At 70.6% G+C, this 15,333-nt stretch carries 18 protein-coding genes and 1 pseudogene; 13 read left to right on the top strand and 6 right to left on the bottom strand.

Annotated features, from left to right (window positions below):
- The 4 genes and pseudogenes from N788_RS03735 to N788_RS03720 form a co-directional block, all read left to right on the top strand.
- A pseudogene (locus N788_RS03735) lies at positions 1–508 on the top strand (hypothetical protein); the annotation flags it as partial.
- Between the two features lie 18 nt (positions 509–526).
- Positions 527–853, top strand: coding sequence for a YbaB/EbfC family nucleoid-associated protein (locus N788_RS03730; RefSeq protein ID WP_034221094.1), 327 nt, complete (start codon positions 527–529; stop codon positions 851–853).
- 7 nt (positions 854–860) lie between these two features.
- On the top strand, positions 861–1,463 hold the full coding sequence (gene recR / locus N788_RS03725; RefSeq protein WP_034221091.1) for a recombination mediator RecR: 603 nt from the start codon (positions 861–863) through the stop codon (positions 1,461–1,463).
- A 7-nt stretch (positions 1,464–1,470) separates the two neighbouring features.
- Positions 1,471–1,815, top strand: a complete 345-nt coding sequence (locus tag N788_RS03720; protein ID WP_152560358.1) for a histidine triad nucleotide-binding protein — start codon at positions 1,471–1,473, stop codon at positions 1,813–1,815.
- Positions 1,816–1,827: 12 nt separating this feature from the next.
- Here the strand turns inward: N788_RS03720 and N788_RS03715 are convergent, their stop codons facing one another.
- Genes N788_RS03715 through N788_RS03700 form a run of 4 tightly spaced genes read right to left on the bottom strand, consistent with a single transcriptional unit; the run spans position 1,828 to position 6,181 of the window.
- Positions 1,828–2,304: a Slp family lipoprotein gene (locus N788_RS03715; RefSeq protein WP_051924326.1), complete on the bottom strand. Its 477-nt coding sequence runs from the start codon at positions 2,302–2,304 to the stop codon at positions 1,828–1,830.
- Entirely contained in the window at positions 2,301–4,262 is a 1,962-nt protein-coding gene (locus N788_RS03710; RefSeq protein WP_034221086.1) for a transglutaminase TgpA family protein, read from the bottom strand. Before N788_RS03710 ends, N788_RS03715 begins: the two co-directional genes overlap by 4 nt.
- Positions 4,255–5,223 (bottom strand): DUF58 domain-containing protein, encoded by a 969-nt coding sequence (locus N788_RS03705; RefSeq protein ID WP_034221083.1) that lies wholly within the window; start codon positions 5,221–5,223, stop codon positions 4,255–4,257. The genes N788_RS03710 and N788_RS03705 overlap by 8 nt, the downstream gene beginning before the upstream one ends.
- 4 nt (positions 5,224–5,227) lie before the next feature.
- On the bottom strand, positions 5,228–6,181 hold the full coding sequence (locus N788_RS03700; protein ID WP_034221080.1) for an AAA family ATPase: 954 nt from the start codon (positions 6,179–6,181) through the stop codon (positions 5,228–5,230).
- Between the two features lie 64 nt (positions 6,182–6,245).
- Between N788_RS03700 and N788_RS03695 the strand changes: the two genes are divergently transcribed.
- Complete coding sequence (locus tag N788_RS03695; RefSeq protein WP_160171905.1) at positions 6,246–8,126, top strand: ArnT family glycosyltransferase; 1,881 nt, start codon at positions 6,246–6,248, stop codon at positions 8,124–8,126.
- On the opposite strand, the gene N788_RS03690 is transcribed toward N788_RS03695, so the two are convergent.
- Positions 8,088–8,666: a Maf family protein gene (locus N788_RS03690; RefSeq protein ID WP_034221074.1), complete on the bottom strand. Its 579-nt coding sequence runs from the start codon at positions 8,664–8,666 to the stop codon at positions 8,088–8,090. The two genes, N788_RS03695 and N788_RS03690, sit on opposite strands and share 39 nt — an antisense overlap.
- Positions 8,663–9,148 (bottom strand): hypothetical protein, encoded by a 486-nt coding sequence (locus tag N788_RS03685; RefSeq protein WP_034221071.1) that lies wholly within the window; start codon positions 9,146–9,148, stop codon positions 8,663–8,665. The genes N788_RS03690 and N788_RS03685 overlap by 4 nt, the downstream gene beginning before the upstream one ends.
- Positions 9,149–9,265: 117 nt before the next feature.
- On the opposite strand from N788_RS03685, the gene N788_RS03680 reads away from it, so the two are divergent.
- From N788_RS03680 to fabF, 8 genes are all read left to right on the top strand, one after another.
- The gene (locus N788_RS03680) at positions 9,266–9,778 is read left to right on the top strand and encodes a YceD family protein (RefSeq protein ID WP_034221068.1); all 513 of its coding nucleotides are present in this window, start codon (positions 9,266–9,268) and stop codon (positions 9,776–9,778) included.
- A gap of 13 nt (positions 9,779–9,791) precedes the next feature.
- Entirely contained in the window at positions 9,792–9,986 is a 195-nt protein-coding gene (rpmF, locus tag N788_RS03675) for a 50S ribosomal protein L32 (RefSeq protein ID WP_034221065.1), read from the top strand.
- Between the two features lie 106 nt (positions 9,987–10,092).
- Positions 10,093–11,067 carry a beta-ketoacyl-ACP synthase III gene (locus N788_RS03670; RefSeq protein WP_425476472.1) on the top strand — a complete coding sequence of 325 codons (975 nt, stop codon included), beginning with the start codon at positions 10,093–10,095 and terminating at the stop codon, positions 11,065–11,067.
- 2 nt (positions 11,068–11,069) lie between these two features.
- Positions 11,070–11,789, top strand: a complete 720-nt coding sequence (locus tag N788_RS03665) for a BUD32 family EKC/KEOPS complex subunit (RefSeq protein WP_051924325.1) — start codon at positions 11,070–11,072, stop codon at positions 11,787–11,789.
- 72 nt (positions 11,790–11,861) lie between these two features.
- Positions 11,862–12,803: an ACP S-malonyltransferase gene (gene fabD / locus N788_RS03660; RefSeq protein WP_034221061.1), complete on the top strand. Its 942-nt coding sequence runs from the start codon at positions 11,862–11,864 to the stop codon at positions 12,801–12,803.
- A gap of 39 nt (positions 12,804–12,842) precedes the next feature.
- A complete protein-coding gene (fabG, locus tag N788_RS03655) occupies positions 12,843–13,586 on the top strand; it encodes a 3-oxoacyl-ACP reductase FabG (RefSeq protein ID WP_034221060.1) in 744 nt (247 codons plus the stop codon).
- A 131-nt stretch (positions 13,587–13,717) separates the two neighbouring features.
- Positions 13,718–13,957: an acyl carrier protein gene (acpP, locus tag N788_RS03650; RefSeq protein ID WP_034221058.1), complete on the top strand. Its 240-nt coding sequence runs from the start codon at positions 13,718–13,720 to the stop codon at positions 13,955–13,957.
- A gap of 135 nt (positions 13,958–14,092) precedes the next feature.
- A complete protein-coding gene (gene fabF, locus N788_RS03645) occupies positions 14,093–15,331 on the top strand; it encodes a beta-ketoacyl-ACP synthase II (protein ID WP_084695869.1) in 1,239 nt (412 codons plus the stop codon).
- Positions 15,332–15,333 lie beyond the last annotated feature (2 nt).

Here is a 15,333-nt window from a genome sequence, read left to right as displayed (position 1 = left end):
GTCCGCGGCGGTACCCGCGCCCGTGTCGGCGCCGGCAGCGGAACCGACGTCGGCGCGGCCGGCCACGACCAGTGCCCCCCCTGTCGCACCAGCCGCCGCCGGCGGCGCCCGGCTTGCCGTCGTCGAGGACTGGCTGGACCTGGTCGCCGACGCCGGCCTGCGCGGGCCGGTGCGCGAACTGGCGGCGCACTGCGCGTTCTGCGCGTACGCCGACGGCGTGCTTTCGCTGTCGCTCCCCGACAGTTTCGACCACCTGCGCAGCGAATCCCTGGTCCGCCAACTGGCCCAGGCGCTGGAAGGACCCCTGGGCCACGTGCCGCAGGTTCGTTTTGAATCCGCGCGCGCCGCGGCCGGCACCGAAACCCTGCACGACCGCACCGAGCGCCAGCGCGGTGAACGCCAGGCCGGCGCCGAGGCCGACTTCCTGGCCGATCCGGTGGTCGCCCGCCTGGTCGAGCAGGGTGCCCGGCTCGTTCCCGATTCCGTTCGTCCCCTGGACGAACACTGACACGAAGGAAACCATCAGATGCGAGGCAACATCGCCCAACTCATGCAGCAGGCACAGCGCATGCAGGACAACCTCAAGAAAGCCCAGGAAGAACTGGGTGGCCTGGAGGTGCAAGGCCAGTCCGGCGGCGGCATGGTGAAGATCACCCTGACCGGCAAGATGGAGTGCCGTTCGGTGCGCATCGACCCGTCGGTGCTCGCCGATGCCGAGATGCTCGAGGACCTGGTCACCGCCGCCTTCAACGACGCGGTCAACAAGGCCAACGAGGAAAGCCAGAAGCGCATGTCCGCGGCGACCGCCGGCATGCCGGTGCCGCCGGGCATGAAGATCCCGGGCCTGTTCTGAGCCGCCCGTGAGCGCCTCGCCGCTGCTCTCGCAGCTGATCGAGGCCCTGCGCTGCCTGCCCGGCGTCGGCCAGAAGTCGGCGCAGCGCATGGCCTACCACCTGCTCGAACGCGAACGCGAGGGCGGGCTGCGGCTGGCCGCGGCGCTGGCCGAAGCGGTGGAAAAGGTCGGGCACTGCGAGACCTGCCGCGACTTCAGCGAAACCCCGGTCTGCGCGATCTGCGCCAGCGCCTCGCGCGAGCGCGGGCTGCTGTGCGCCATTGAATCCCCGGCCGACCGGCTGGCGATAGAAACCGCCACCGGCTATCGCGGCCTGTATTTCGTGCTGCAGGGGCGGCTGTCGCCGCTGGACGGGATCGGCCCGCGCGAGCTGGGCCTGGACAAGCTGGCCACGCGCCTGGCCCAGGGCGAGGTGCGTGAGTTGATCATCGCCACCAACCCCACCGTCGAAGGCGAGGCCACCGCGCACTACCTGGCGCAGCTGGCGCACCAGGCCGGGGTCAGTCCCAGCCGGCTGGCGCACGGCGTGCCGCTGGGCGGCGAACTGGAGTTCGTGGACCGCGGGACGCTGGCGCACGCCTTCGGTTCGCGCACGCAGATAAGCAGCTGAGGAGACGCTGATGAGCACGATTTTCGACAAGATCATCGCCCGCGAGATCCCCGCCGACATCGTCCACGACGACGAACACGTGCTCGGTTTCCGCGACGTCAATCCGCAGGCGCCGGTGCACGTGCTGTTCATCCCGAAGCAGCCGGTGGCGACGCTCAACGACCTCTCGCCCGGCGACGAAGCGGTGGTCGGGCGGCTGGCCATGGCCGCCGCGCGCTACGCGAAATCGGAAGGTTTTGCCGAAGACGGCTACCGGGTGGTGATCAACTGCAATCGCGACGGTGGCCAGTCGGTGTACCACCTGCACCTGCACCTGCTCGCCGGCCGCGCCATGGCCTGGCCGCCCGGCTGAGCCAGGGGGCGGTCACCACCAGAACGGATGGCGCTCGACGATGACGTCGACGTCCTTGCGCTCGGGCCACAGGTAGATCACGTCGGCATCGACGCTCGGGTAGCGGTAGTCGTACTCGCCGACCTTGCGGCTTTCAAAGCCCGTGACCCGGCCGGTGATGGTGACCTCGCGGCCGGCCTGGAACACCTCGGGATCGTAGAAACCTGCGCGGCAGGCGATGAAGCGGCCATCGCTCTGGTCGCGCGCCAGCGGCCGGCCGTCGGCGCCGACGCGCACGCCGACGATTTCGAAGCAGCTCTGCGCCGCCAGCGGGTCCACCCGGACGATGCGGCCGCCCCAGCGCACCAGATCGCCGGTGGCGCCCGAGCGTGCGACCTGACCCGGCTGCACCGGGGCATAGGCCCCTTGCAGCGCCTTGGGGGCGGAAACGCAGCCGGCCAGGGCCAGCGCGGCGAACAGGGGAAGCAGTCGGGTCGGCAGGCGGTTCATCGGGAATCTCCGGTGGGACGGGGCGGTCGGCCGGGGCGGAAAGCGCGCAGGTCGGTGATCAGACGGCGCCGTTCTTCCTCGGGTAATCCGCCCCGAGCGTATCGGCCGGCGGCATAACGCCGGCTGAGTGATTCGAGTTCTTCCGAACGCGCGGGCAGGGCGGCCGACAGGCGGCGACCGAAGGACAGCGGCGGCTCCGAGGCCGCCTTGGCCAGTCCGGCCCGGCGCAGGCGTTTGACGAAGGCCAGCCAGGCGGCCACCAGGGGGTCGCGGCTGGCCGGCTGGCCGCGCATCAGGTACCACAGGGTCAGCAGCATCGTCGCACCGGCGCCGATGGCGAAAGCCAGCCCAAGCTGGGTAGCGCTGGCCTGGCCCACGCCCAGCGGCCGGAACAGCTGCGCCTGGCGCTCGGCGTCGAAGGCCAGCACCAGGTCGTTCCAGCCGCGCCGGGCCCAGTCGGCCAGGTCACGCACCGGGGTCAGGGCTTCGGGCAGCAGCGCTTCGCTGCGCTGGCGGTCGGCGATGGTGTCGAGTACGCGCACCGGCGCCACCGCCGCGGTCGGGTCCACCCGCACCCAGCCGCGGCCCTGCAGCCAGACCTCGTTCCAGGCGTGGGCGTCCATGCGTCGCACCACCCAGTAGTCGGCATAGGGATTGCGGTAGCCACCGGCGTAGCCCAGCACCACGCGGGTCGGAATGCCGGCCGCGCGCATCAGCACGGCGAAGGCGGAGCTGTACTGCTGGCAAAAACCGATCTGGTGGTCGAACAGGAATTCATCGACGGCGTGGCGGCCGGTGGGCGGCACGGTGAGGCTGTAGCTGAATTCGCCCTGGATCCAGTCCAGCGCCCGCTGCACGACCCGGGCATCGTTGCCGCCGGCTTCAGCCAGCCATTGCTGGCCCAGGGCCTGGGTGCGCGGGTTGAGGTCGGGCGGGAGCCGGGTCGCCAGGCGGCGCAGGCCGGGTTCGATGTCCGTACCCAGCTGGCCGCCGGGCGCCGACACGGCTTCGTACTTGAGCATGCGGCTGACGGGCGACGAGGTGACGACGCTGGCATCGGCCAGCAGGCGCCCGCCTTCGGGAGCCGCCAGCGGCAGGTCCATCACCGCCAGGTAGCGCTGGTCGGTCGGTTCGAGGGTGACTTCGTAGCGCAGCACGCTGTTGCCGGGCGCCACGTCGGCGGCGGCCAGGCCCTGGATGCCCGGATCGCGTGTCCAGCTGCCGCCGTCGAAGTTCCACAGCACCTGGGCGCGCCAGTACATCTGCCGGGGCGGAGGGGGCGGGTCGAGGAAGCGGACGCGCAGCGCCGGGCCGTCGTCGGCGAACATGTCCACCCACTGGTCGGGCGACATGCGCTCGTCCAGGCCGCCCTGGCCGAGCACGTTTTCGGGCATGCCCCACAGCGGCGTGGAAAGCCGCGGGAACAGCCAGAAAGCTGCCAGTGCCAGCGGCAGCGCCACCGCCACCGCGCGCAGCGTGCTGCCGCCGCGGCTGCGGTCGAGCCGGGGCGCCGGCGCGCCCGGGCGATGTTCGGCCAGCATCGCCAGCGCCACCAGCAACAGCCCGAGCGCCAGCATCGCCAGCGCCAGCACCAGCGGGCCCTGGTCCTGCAGGAAGGCGGCGAACGGTGCGAACAGCGAGAAACCCAACAGGCTGCGGGCATCACGCAGGCTGCGGGTTTCCCCGGGTTTGACCGCCAGAAGCGTCGCCAGCAGCGCCGTGCCGGTGTCGCGGCCGAGGTTGAAACCGAAGGTGACGACCAGGTAGCCCATCACCAGGGCGACCAGCAGCAGGCGCAGCGGGCCGGGCCAGCGCCGGTCGAAGACGTAGCCCAGTCCGGCCAGCGCCGCCAGCGCGACGCCGATGCCGGTGGGCACCTGCAACAGCAGGGGCAGCAGGCAGGCGCCAGCGGCGGCCATGCACCAGCGGCGCAGCGGCGTCGGCAGCGATTCAGCCATGCGGCATCAGCGCCAATGCACGCAGGCAGGCGTGGCGATGGTCGGGTCCGCGCCCCGGGCCCAGGACGCCGACCGGCAATCGCAGCCGGTAACGGTGGCCCTGGCGTTCGGCATCCACCACCCAGCGGGCGATGCGGCGGATCCGGGCTTCGTGCGCCATGCCGTGCAGCGTGTCCCAGTCCAGGTCGAGTTCGCGCGGCGCGCTGGCTTCGTACTCGCGCACCAGCAGGCGTTCGGCCCGCGCCGATGGCTTCCAGGCCACCTGCTTGAGCGCGTCGCCGGGGCGGTATTCACGCAGGTGGTGCGGTTGTTCCCCGTGCTGGCGGGTGCGGCGCGAGGTGCTGTCGCCGCCGTGTTCGGGCAGCGGCACCTGGCCGGTTTCCGGGCAGGGATAGACCAGCAGCCGGGTGCGCGGCTTGAGCCAGGTCCAGGCCCGCGCCAGGCCGAGCGGACGGATCGTCGAGAGCCGCAGGCGACCCGGGTCGAACCAGCCGCGCTGACGGGTGGGCAGGACCAGCGTCACCTCGGCGCGCTCGCCGGGGGCCAGGTCCAGGAAGGCCTCGACGTCGCCGGCCAGCAGCTCCAGGCCCGGCCGCCGGCGCAGCCCCGTGGCCTCGAAGGCGGCGCGCACCGCCAGGCCCTGGCCGGCGAACACCGGCTCGGCGTGCAGCGCCACCAGGCGCAGCCCGGACAGGGTGAGATGCGCCTGCACCAGGCTGTTGTGCGCCACCGCGATGGTGACGAAGGCCAGCAGCAGGGCGGGGTTGTTGTTGTAGTTCAGGCCACCGAGCACCATGGCCAGCAACATCAGCGCCAGGAACAGGCCGAAGCCGGTCGGCAGCACATAAATGCGGCGCCGGTCGATGTGGACCGGAAGTTCCTCCATCGTGCGCGGCCTGACCAGCGCCAGGCGAGCGAGGCGGTCGCTGAAACGGTCGACGAGGTCGGGCGTGCGCGCCATGGCCTCAGTCCACGGCCACCGCCCGCAGGATGCCCTGGGCGAGCGCGTCGCGGCCTTCGGCTTCGGATTCCGGCACCAGGCGGTGGGCGGCGACCGCGCCGAACAGCGCCTGCACGTCTTCCGGCAGGGCATGATCGCGGCCATCCAGCAGCGCCAGCGCGCGCGCGCCCCGCAGCAGCCCCAGGCCGGCGCGCGGGGACAGTCCGACCTGCACGCCGGGGTGGCGCCGGCTTTCCTGCAGGAGCGCCTGCACGTAGGCGACCAGTGCCTCGCTGGCATGCACGTTCGACACGGCCATGCGCAGGTCGAGCACGTCTTCGGCCGAAAGTTTCGGCATCGAGTGGGCAATGAGGTCGCGACGGTCGGCGCCGGCCAGCATCCGTCGCTCGGCGTCGGCGTCGGGATAACCCAGGTGCAGGCGCAGCAGGAAACGGTCCATCTGCGAGTCGGGCAGGGGGAAGGTGCCGGCCAGGTCGACGGGATTCTGGGTGGCGATGACGAAGAAGGGCTGCGACAGCGTATGCGTGGTGCCGTCCAGCGTGACCTGGTGTTCGGCCATGGCCTCGAGCAGCGCGCTCTGCGTGCGCGGCGGGGCCCGGTTGATTTCGTCCGCCAGCAGCAGCTGGGTGAAGACCGGGCCGGGGTGGAAGCGGAATTCACGCGCGGCCTGGTCGTAGATGGAGACACCGATGATGTCCGAGGGCAGCAGGTCGGACGTGAACTGCATGCGCTGGAAGTCCAGGCCCAGGGTCGCGGCCATGGCCCGTGCCAGGGTGGTCTTGCCCAGGCCGGGCAGGTCTTCGATGAGCAGGTGGCCGCCGGCCAGCAGGGTGGTGAAGGCCAGCCGCACTTCGTCCGGCTTACCGAGCACCAGCTCGTTCACCTGGGCCAGGGCTGCTTCGAGGGCCTGGCGGGTGTGCTCGGGTAGGATGTTGGCGTCTTTGGCCTGCGCGTGCATGCGTGCGTCCCGGCATTGAGTTCAGGAAGGATACCTTGTGGATGCTGGCATGCGGACCGGTTCGATGCGCGTGAAATTCATCGCGTTGTGGTGTGTCCTGCTGCTGGCCAAGCTGCTGCTGGCGGCGACGCTCCAGCCCTTCGGCGACGAAGCGTTTTATGCGTGGGAAGCACGGCATCCGGCCTGGGTGTATTCGGACCTGCCGGGGCTCACGGCATGGATGGCCTGGCTGGGCGCGCAGCTTGGTGGCGGCGGCGTGTTCGCGCTGCGCCTGCCTTTCATCCTGCTCGGTTCCTTGCTGCCCTGGCTGGTGGTTCGCATCACGCGCCGCTGGTTCGGATCCGAAGCCGGCTGGCAGGCGGGCATGCTGGCCTTGCTGATGCCGCTGGGCGGGATGATGGGCCTGTTGGCCCTGCCCGACGTGCCGATGTTGTTCGCCGCGCTGCTGTGCCTGGACGCGATCGGCATGCTGATGCGACGGCTGACGCCGCTGGGCCTGCTGCAGCTGGCGCTGGCCCTGGCGATCGGTGCGCTTGCCCACTATCGCTTCGCCCTGGTCGTGCTGGCCGGCGCCGCCGGCCTGGCCTGTGCGCCGGCGGGACGGGCGCTGCTGCGCCAGCCGATGGTCTGGGCGGCCCTCGCGGTGGGCGCGCTGGCCTGGGTGCCGGTGCTGGCCTGGAACCTGGCGCACGCTGGCGCCGGCCTGGGTTTCCAGTTCGTTGACCGCCATCCCTGGCAGCCACAGTGGCGCGGGCTTTGGTGGCCGCTGGTGCAGGTCCTGCTGCTGACGCCGCCCTTGATGTGGCTGCTGGGGCAGGCCCTGGTCGAAAGCTGGCGACGGCGCCGCCAGGCCGAGCCGGCCTGGCCACTGATGGCCGGCCTGGGTGCCGTGGCGGTGCCGGGGTTTTTTCTGTTCGGGTTTTTCACCGACGCCGAGCGCATCACCTTCCACTGGCCGCTGGCCGGGTGGCTGGCGCTGTGCTGCGTGGCGCCGCCGGTGCTGGCGCGCTGGCGGCCCGGGGCCCGGCGGCTGCTGCATGCAGCGGCGGCGCTGGGACTGGCGCTGCTGATGGGCTATCTGGCGCTGCTGGCGGCGCCGCAGGGGCGCGCCTGGCTCGCCGGCGGCCCGGCCTATGCCGACAACTTCAGCGGCTGGAACGAAATCGCCGGAGCGGTGCGGGAGGACCTGCAGGCCATGCCGCCGGACACGGTGCTGGTGGCGGACAATTTCATGCTCGCCGCGCAGCTGCGGCTGGCACTGCAGCGCGACGACATCCGGGTGCTGCCGCATCCGATCAATGAGAAACACGGCCGCGCCGTGCAGCTTGCTGACTGGGGCCAGGTCGACGAGGGCGCGGCCGACTGGCGCGGGCGGTCCGTGCTGGTCGTGGTCGAGGACACCGCGCGGCCGCTGCGGCAGCGGCTGGCCGGCTATCGCGAACTTTGCCAGCGCACCGGCGGCCTGCCGGCGCCGCAGGTGCTCAACGTCGACCAGGGCCGCAAACGTTTCCTGCGCTTCGCCCTGTTGCCTGCCGCCGACGGGGACGAAGGACCGGACGACTGCGTGCTGCCGGCGCTGGCCTGGCTGGAGGCGCCGGTACGCGGAGGCCGGCTGTCGCCAGGCGACCCGGTGCGCGGCTGGGCCCTGAAACCCGGCAGCGGGGTCGCGCGCATCGAGGTGCTGCTCGACGGCCAGGTGGTGGCCCGGGTCGAACCGGCGCTGGCGCGCCCGGATGTCGCGAACTACTGGTCGCTCGACGCCGGCGATGGCGACCGGTTCGGCTTCGTCCTGGACATGCCGGCGGTGCCCGGGCGGCCGGCCGGACGGGCATGGCTGGGGCTGCGGCTGCATGGCCGCGACGGCGGCAGCGAGACCTGGCCGGCGCAGCCGGTGGACTGGCGACCCTCAGGGCAGGCGGAAACCGGCCCGGCGCAGGGCCGCTGACAGCGCGATCAGCGGCAGCCCGACCAGGGCCGTGGGGTCGCGGGTTTCGATGGCCTCGAACAGGCTGATGCCCAGGCCTTCGCATTTGAAGCTGCCGGCGCAGTCGAGCGGTGCCTCGCTGGCGACGTAGCGCGCCACCTCGTCCGGATCGAGCGGCCGGAAGCGCACGACGGTCAGGTCCTCGCCGGTGATCATGCCCCCGCCCGCGTGGCGGAACAGGCAAAAGGCGGTGTGGAAGCGCTGCTCCCGGCCGGAGGCCGCCAGCAGCTGGGTGATCGCATTTTCAGCACTGCCGGGTTTGCCCACGGGCTGTCCGTCCCGTTCGGCGACCTGGTCCGAGCCGATGACCCAGGCCTGCGGCTGGTCCGCGGCGACCGCACGCGCCTTGGCTTGCGCCAGGCGGCGGGCGAGGTCCCGCGGGGCCTCGCCCGGGCGCGGGGTTTCATCGACCTCCGGCCGCTGCACCGTGAAGGGCAGGGCCAGGCGCTCGAGCAGCTCACGCCGGTAGCGCGAGGTGGAGGCCAGCACCAGCGCCGTCATGGTCGGGGCGCGGGGCGGCGAAGGGTGGCGGGCTCGCGCTCGGCGGCGCGTTCGCCGGCCTCGGTGGCTTCGGCCAGTTCGGCGCCGGCGTGCTCGAGCTCGGCCAGGCCGCCGGCCAGCCGGTCCCGGGCCCTGGCCAGGGCAGCGCAGGCGGTGTCGAGTTCCGACTGCCGGGCGTCCTGGCCGTGGTGCTTGATCCATAGGCGGTGCTGGAGCAGGTCGCGCTTGGCTTCGCGCACGGGCAGGGAACTGTCCAGGGACGCCCGGGCAACCGCGGCCATGTCCGGCGGCACCCGGCCGACGACCTCCTGCAGCGACTGCATCCGGACCTGGCTGCGGTCGAGCAGGCCTTCCATCTCGTCGGCCAGGTCCAGCAGGCGGACCAGGCTGCGGTCCCGGCGCCGGTTGCGCAGGATCCACCAAAGCATGGCGAGGGCCAGGGCCAGGCTGGCCAGTCCGAGGGAGGTGATGAGGGTCTGCATGGGCTTTCCGTTGGCTGCGGGCAGTCTGCACCAGCCCTGCGGGGGCCGGCAAACCCCTGTCCGTCCAGTCACTTAAGGTTTGACATCGGTGGGTGCCGAGCCTAAAATCCCGCGCTTATGTCCGCTTCCTTGCCCCCTGTGCTTGATGCCTGGCGCATGGTCGCGGCCAAACGGCTGTTCGATGGCCGCCTGCCGTTGTCGGGAATGTCCCGCCTGCGTCCGGTGCTGGCGGATGCCGATGGAGATTGCCGGTTCGAGGTCGAATTCGGCGTGGACGCGATGGGCATGCGCTACGTTGATGTTCGTGCCGAGGCCGAATTGCCGCTGCTTTGCCAGCGTTCGCTCGAAAGGTTCCTGCATCCGGTGCGCATCAACCAGCGCCTGGGACTGGTCACCGACGAGTCGCAGGAAGCAGCCTTGCCGGAGGGCGTCGAACCCCTCCTGCTCGATGCCAGCGGCGAGCTGAACCCAGCCGGCCTGGTCGAGGACGAACTCATCCTCGCCGTGCCGGTGGTACCGATCGACCCCGCTTCAGCCGAACTCGAGGCCGAATGGCCCGAAGAAGCCGAAGTGGAAGAGAAACCAAACCCTTTCGCCGCGCTCGCCGCGTTGAAGGAACAGAAGAAGTAGTTGGAGACAAGCCATGGCCGTCCAGAAGTCCCGTGTCACCCCGTCCCGCCGCGGCCAGCGCCGCGCGCATGACTCGCTCACCGCCAAGCAGCTGGCCACCGACCCGACCACGGGCGAGACCCACCTGCGCCACCACGTGACCAAGGACGGCTACTACCGCGGTCGCAAGGTCATTGCCACCAAGACCTCGGTGGTCGAGGAAGACTGAGGCCGCGCGTCGTGTCCTGCCGCTGCAGGACGCGACCTGAAGTAAGCCTTGCGCGGCGGGCCTGGCCCGCCGCGTGCGTTTCCGACGGTCGGCAAAGGGAGTGACCATGGCCGTGTTCTCGCGTATCGCCGGTACGGGCAGTGCCCTCCCGGAAAAGGTCCTGAGCAACAAGGATCTCGAACAATTCGTCGAAACCACCGACGAATGGATCGCCAGCCGGACCGGCATCCGCCAGCGCCACGTCGTGGCCGAGGGCGAGACCACCGCCGACCTGGCCGAGCGCGCCGCGCGTGCCGCCATGGAGGCCGCGGGCGTCACCGCCGACCAGCTCGACCTGATCGTGCTGGGCACGACCACGCCCGACCTGATCTTCCCGTCCACCGCCTGCCTCGTGCAGCACCGGCTGGGCGCCAACGGCTGCGCCGCCTTCGACGTCAACGCGGCCTGTTCGGGCTTCATCTATGCGCTGAGCATCGCCGACGCCTACGTGCGTTCGGGCATGGCGCGCACGGTGCTGGTGATCGGCGCCGAAACCCTCACCCGCATGCTCGACTGGTCCGACCGCAACACCTGCGTGCTGTTCGGCGACGGCGCCGGCGCGGTGGTCATCAAGGCCGATGCCGAAGCCGGCATCCTGTCCACCCACCTGCATGCCGACGGTGGCAAGAAGGACCTGCTCTACAACCCGGTCGGCGTTTCCGCCGGATTCAAGCCCGAGGAAAAGAACGCCGGCGTGCGTGTCCTGATGACCGGCAACGAAGTCTTCAAACATGCGGTCAAGGCGCTCGATTCGGTCGTGGACGAGACGCTGGCCGCCAACGGCCTGGACAAGACCGACCTGGACTGGCTGATCCCGCACCAGGCCAACCTGCGCATCATCGAAGCCACGGCCAAGCGCCTGGAAATGCCGATGGACCGCGTCATCGTGACCGTACACAAGCACGGCAACACGTCCTCGGGTTCGGTGCCGCTGGCGCTGGACGAAGCGGTGCGGTCGGGCAAGGTCAAGCGTGGCCAGCTGCTGTTGCTCGAAGCCTTCGGCGGCGGCTTCACCTGGGGCTCGGCGCTCATCCGCTACTGACCATGGCCGCCACGCGCGTCCAGCGCGAAAGCTGGCAGGGCCAGGTCGCCTGGCGAAAGACCTATGCCGACGGCGGTCGCCGCCGGCGCATCGCGGCCCTGCGCTGGGTGGCCAGGCAGCTGGGGGCGAACGCCTTGCTGCCGCCGCTGCCGCTGTCGCCGGAACTGGCCTGCCGCACCGAACAGGCAATGATCAACCGGCTGGCCGCGCTCGGCGCGAACGTGCCGCCGCTGCTGGCGGTGGGGGACCGCGAACTGCTGCTGGGCGACCTGGGCCCGACCCTGGCCCTGGTCTGCCGGGCCGAGACGCATGCCGGCAAGCGCCGCGAGCTGGTGCAAGCGGGGCTCGATGCCCTCGCCACGCTGCACGGGCACGGGGGCTACCTGAGCCAGGCCTTCGCGCGCAACATGACCCTGCTCGATGGCCGCGTTGGTTTCATCGACCTCGAGGAAGATCCCTGCACGGTCATGTCGCTGGCCGCTGCCCAGGCGCGCGACGTGTTGTTCTACGCGCACTCGACCGCACGTTTCCTGTCCGACCAGCCGGGCGAACACGCCCGGCTGCTGCAGGCCCACCTGGCGCGCGAAGCGCCCGACGTACGCGCCGAAGTCGCGCGCACCGCCTCGGCGCTGTCCTGGCTGGCACCGGTGGCCCGGCTGTTCGGGGGCCGCTCGCGCGACGTCGCCGAAGCCCTGGCCAGCCTGGCGCGCGCCACCGCCTGACCCTACGCGGCGGTACAGACGCTCGCGCACCTGCCTCGCTTATCATTCAGCGATTCCGCAGACGGACCTCCGATGAGCCAGACCATCGCTTTCGTATTTCCCGGCCAGGGCTCCCAGTCGCTGGGCATGCTGTCCGAGCTCGCCGCCGCGCACCCGGAAGCGCGTGCCGCTTTCGACGAGGCCTCCGAGGGCGCCGGCCTGGACCTGTGGGCGCTGTCCCAGCAGGGACCCGAGGACCAGCTCAACCAGACCGAATTCACCCAGCCGGCGCTGCTGGCCGCCGGCGTGGCCACCTGGCGCGCCTGGTGCGCCCGCGGCGGTGCCCGGCCGCAGCTGCTGGCCGGACACAGCCTGGGCGAATACGCGGCACTGGTGGCCGCCGGTTCGCTGACGCTGGCCGATGCCGCCCGGCTGGTGCGCGAACGCGGCCGGCTGATGCAGCATTCGGTGCCGGCGGGCACCGGCGCGATGGCCGCGGTGCTGGGCACCGAGGATGCCCTGGTCGCCGAGGTCTGCAGCGCGGTCTCGGGTGACGAGGTCGTGGTGCCGGCGAACTACAACTCGCCCGGCCAGGTCGTCATCGGCGGCCACGCGGCGGCGGTCGATCGCGCCATGGCGGAGCTGCAGGCGCGCGGCGTCCGCAAGCTGGTGAAGCTGGCGGTTTCGGTGCCCTCGCACACGCCGCTGATGCGCGAAGCCGCCAACCGGCTGTCGGAGGTGATGGCGGGCATGGCCTGGAGCGAACCCTCGCTGCCGGTGGTCCAGAACGTCGACGGCGAGGTGCACGAAGGCATCCAGTCGATCCGCGATGCCCTGGTGCGCCAGCTCTACCTGCCGGTGCGCTGGACCGACTGCGTGCAGGCCCTGGCCGCCCGCGGCGCCACCCGCATCGCCGAATGCGGGCCCGGCAAGGTCCTCACTGGCCTGGCCAAGCGCATCGACAAGTCCCTGGACGCCCGCGCCCTGGGCGCCCCCGCCGACTTCGATGCCGCGCTGGCGGATTGGAACGACTGATCCCCGGCCGCGGCCAAGCCCTGATTCTGGAGTACGAAAATGTCTGAAGTTCTGAAAGGTGAGATCGCGCTGGTGACCGGCGCGAGTCGTGGCATCGGCGCGGCGATTGCCGACGAGCTGGCGGCGATGGGCGCGACGGTCATCGGCACCGCGACCAGCGACGCCGGTGCGGCGGCCATTGGCGAGCGCCTGGCGCCGAGTGGCGGGGCAGGGCGCCGGCTGGATGTTTCCAGCAGCCAGGACGTCGAAGCGGTGCTCGACGAAATCGCCAAGGCCTTCGGTCCGGTCTCGATCCTGGTCAACAACGCCGGCATCACCCGCGACAACCTGCTCATGCGCATGAAGGACGAGGACTGGCAGGCCATCCTCGACACCAACCTCAGCTCGGTCTTCCGTACGTCCAAGGCCGTCATGCGGGGCATGATGAAGGCGCGCAAGGGTCGCATCATCAACATTGCCTCGGTCATCGGCGTCACCGGCAACGCGGGCCAGGCCAACTACGCGGCGGCCAAGGCCGGCATCATCGCTTTCAGCAAATCGCTGGCCAAGGAAATCGGCAGCCGCGGCGTCACCGTCAACGTGGTCGCGCCGGGCTTCATCCAGACCGACATGACCAAGGACCTGCCGGACGCCTCGCGCGAGGCGCTGGTCGGCCAGATCGCGCTGGGCCGGCTGGGCGAACCGGCCGACATCGCCCGGGCCGTCGCCTTCCTCGCCAGTCCGGCAGCGGCCTACATCACCGGCGAAACCCTGCACGTCAACGGCGGCATGTACATGCCCTAACTCCTTGTGGCGGCTGGATTTGCGTTAGAATCCAGCCTCCCGATCCCAGGCCGCGGCGACACAGGCGCCCGCCGCGGCCGGCATTTGATTACAATGCGCCCGCAAACATCCCTCCGGGAGGAGACAGATCCATGAGCAGCATCGAAGAACGCGTCAAGAAAATCGTCATCGAGCAGTTGGGCGTGAAGGAAGACGAAGTCACCGTGAACGCCTCGTTCGTGGACGACCTCGGCGCCGACTCGCTGGACACCGTCGAGCTGGTCATGGCCCTCGAGGAAGAGTTCGAGTGCGAGATCCCGGACGAAGAGGCCGAGAAGATCACCTCCGTCCAGCAGGCCATCGATTACATCAAGGCCCACGTCAAGGCTTGATCGCCTGATGGTTTGGACGCCGGGGCCGCGCTTGCGCGGCCCTGCGCGTTTGCGGCATCCGGCCCCAGCGCCGGCCCGGTCGCCGGCGATTGCGGGGCCCGGCCGCGCACCCTGAATCCATAGCGGAGTTTCGCCATGAGTCATCGTCGCGTCGTCGTCACCGGCATGGGCATCGTCTCGCCCATCGGCAACACCCTGGCCAGCGCCTGGGAAAGCATCGAGGCCGGTCGCAGCGGCATCGGCCAGATCACCCACTTCGATGCCTCGGCCTACGCCACCCGCATCGCCGGTGAAGTGCGCGATTTCGACGCGAAGTCCTTCCTGCCGCCGAAGGACGTCAAGAAGATGGATACCTTCATCCACTACGGCCTGGCGGCCAGCTTCCAGGCGTTGGACGACGCCGGCCTCGAGATCAACGACGACAATGCCGAGCGCATCGGCGCCCTCGTCGGCTCGGGCATCGGCGGCGTGCGTGGCATCGAGGACACCGCGATCGCCCTGCACGAAGGCGGTCCGCGCAAGGTTTCCCCGTTCTACGTGCCCAGCACCATCATCAACATGCTGCCCGGGCAGCTGACGATCCTGAAGGGCATCAAGGGCCCGAACTTCTCCGCCGTCTCCGCCTGCGCCACTGCCAACCACTCGATCGGCATGGCGATGCGCATGATCCAGTACGGCGACGCCGACATCATGGTGGCCGGTGGCGCCGAGCACGGCTGCACGCCGACCTCGGTGGGTGGCTTTTGCTCGATGAAGGCGATGTCCACCCGCAACGACGACCCGACCCGGGCCTCGCGTCCCTGGGACAAGGACCGCGACGGTTTCGTGCTCGGCGACGGCGCCGGCATCCTGATCCTCGAGGAATACGAACACGCCAAGGCCCGCGGCGCCCGCATCTATTGCGAACTGGCGGGCTTCGGCGCCAGTTCCGACGCCTTCCACATGACCGCGCCCAGCGAGACTGGCGACGGCGCCGCGCGCTGCATGCGTGCCGCGCTCAAGGACGCGGGCGTCAACGCCGAACAGGTGGGTTACCTCAACGCCCACGGCACCTCCACGCCGCTGGGCGACCTGGGCGAAACCCTGGCGATCAAGAGCGCGCTGGGCGCGCATGCGCACGAAACCATGGTCAGCTCGACCAAGTCGATGACCGGCCACCTGCTGGGCGCCGCCGGTGGCGTCGAGGCGGTGTTCACGGTGATGGCCCTGCACACCGGCGTCATCCCGCCGACGATCAACCTCGACGAGCCCGGCGAGGGCTGCGACCTGGACTACGTGCCCAACACCGCGCGCCAGGCCAAAGTGGACGTGGCGGTGTCCAACGGCTTCGGTTTCGGCGGCACCAACGGCACCCTGGTGTTCAAGCGGCTCTGAGC

This window comes from Arenimonas donghaensis DSM 18148 = HO3-R19 (assembly GCF_000743535.1).
Taxonomy (GTDB): Bacteria; Pseudomonadota; Gammaproteobacteria; order Xanthomonadales; family Xanthomonadaceae; genus Arenimonas; species Arenimonas donghaensis.
This window is presented reverse-complemented; position numbering and strand designations above follow the sequence as displayed.

Excerpts from the sequence above, each read along its gene's own strand:
- N788_RS03730 (WP_034221094.1), top strand. The coding sequence starts at position 527 with ATGCGAGGCAACATCGCCCAACTCATGCAGCAGGCACAGCGCATGCAG.
- N788_RS03715 (WP_051924326.1), bottom strand. The coding sequence starts at position 2,304 with ATGAACCGCCTGCCGACCCGACTGCTTCCCCTGTTCGCCGCGCTGGCC.
- N788_RS03710 (WP_034221086.1), bottom strand. The coding sequence starts at position 4,262 with ATGGCTGAATCGCTGCCGACGCCGCTGCGCCGCTGGTGCATGGCCGCC.
- N788_RS03705 (WP_034221083.1), bottom strand. The coding sequence starts at position 5,223 with ATGGCGCGCACGCCCGACCTCGTCGACCGTTTCAGCGACCGCCTCGCT.
- N788_RS03700 (WP_034221080.1), bottom strand. The coding sequence starts at position 6,181 with ATGCACGCGCAGGCCAAAGACGCCAACATCCTACCCGAGCACACCCGC.
- N788_RS03695 (WP_160171905.1), top strand. The coding sequence starts at position 6,246 with ATGCGCGTGAAATTCATCGCGTTGTGGTGTGTCCTGCTGCTGGCCAAG.
- N788_RS03690 (WP_034221074.1), bottom strand. The coding sequence starts at position 8,666 with ATGACGGCGCTGGTGCTGGCCTCCACCTCGCGCTACCGGCGTGAGCTG.
- N788_RS03685 (WP_034221071.1), bottom strand. The coding sequence starts at position 9,148 with ATGCAGACCCTCATCACCTCCCTCGGACTGGCCAGCCTGGCCCTGGCC.
- N788_RS03680 (WP_034221068.1), top strand. The coding sequence starts at position 9,266 with ATGTCCGCTTCCTTGCCCCCTGTGCTTGATGCCTGGCGCATGGTCGCG.
- rpmF (WP_034221065.1), top strand. The coding sequence starts at position 9,792 with ATGGCCGTCCAGAAGTCCCGTGTCACCCCGTCCCGCCGCGGCCAGCGC.
- N788_RS03670 (WP_425476472.1), top strand. The coding sequence starts at position 10,093 with ATGGCCGTGTTCTCGCGTATCGCCGGTACGGGCAGTGCCCTCCCGGAA.
- N788_RS03665 (WP_051924325.1), top strand. The coding sequence starts at position 11,070 with ATGGCCGCCACGCGCGTCCAGCGCGAAAGCTGGCAGGGCCAGGTCGCC.
- fabD (WP_034221061.1), top strand. The coding sequence starts at position 11,862 with ATGAGCCAGACCATCGCTTTCGTATTTCCCGGCCAGGGCTCCCAGTCG.
- fabG (WP_034221060.1), top strand. The coding sequence starts at position 12,843 with ATGTCTGAAGTTCTGAAAGGTGAGATCGCGCTGGTGACCGGCGCGAGT.
- acpP (WP_034221058.1), top strand. The coding sequence starts at position 13,718 with ATGAGCAGCATCGAAGAACGCGTCAAGAAAATCGTCATCGAGCAGTTG.
- fabF (WP_084695869.1), top strand. The coding sequence starts at position 14,093 with ATGAGTCATCGTCGCGTCGTCGTCACCGGCATGGGCATCGTCTCGCCC.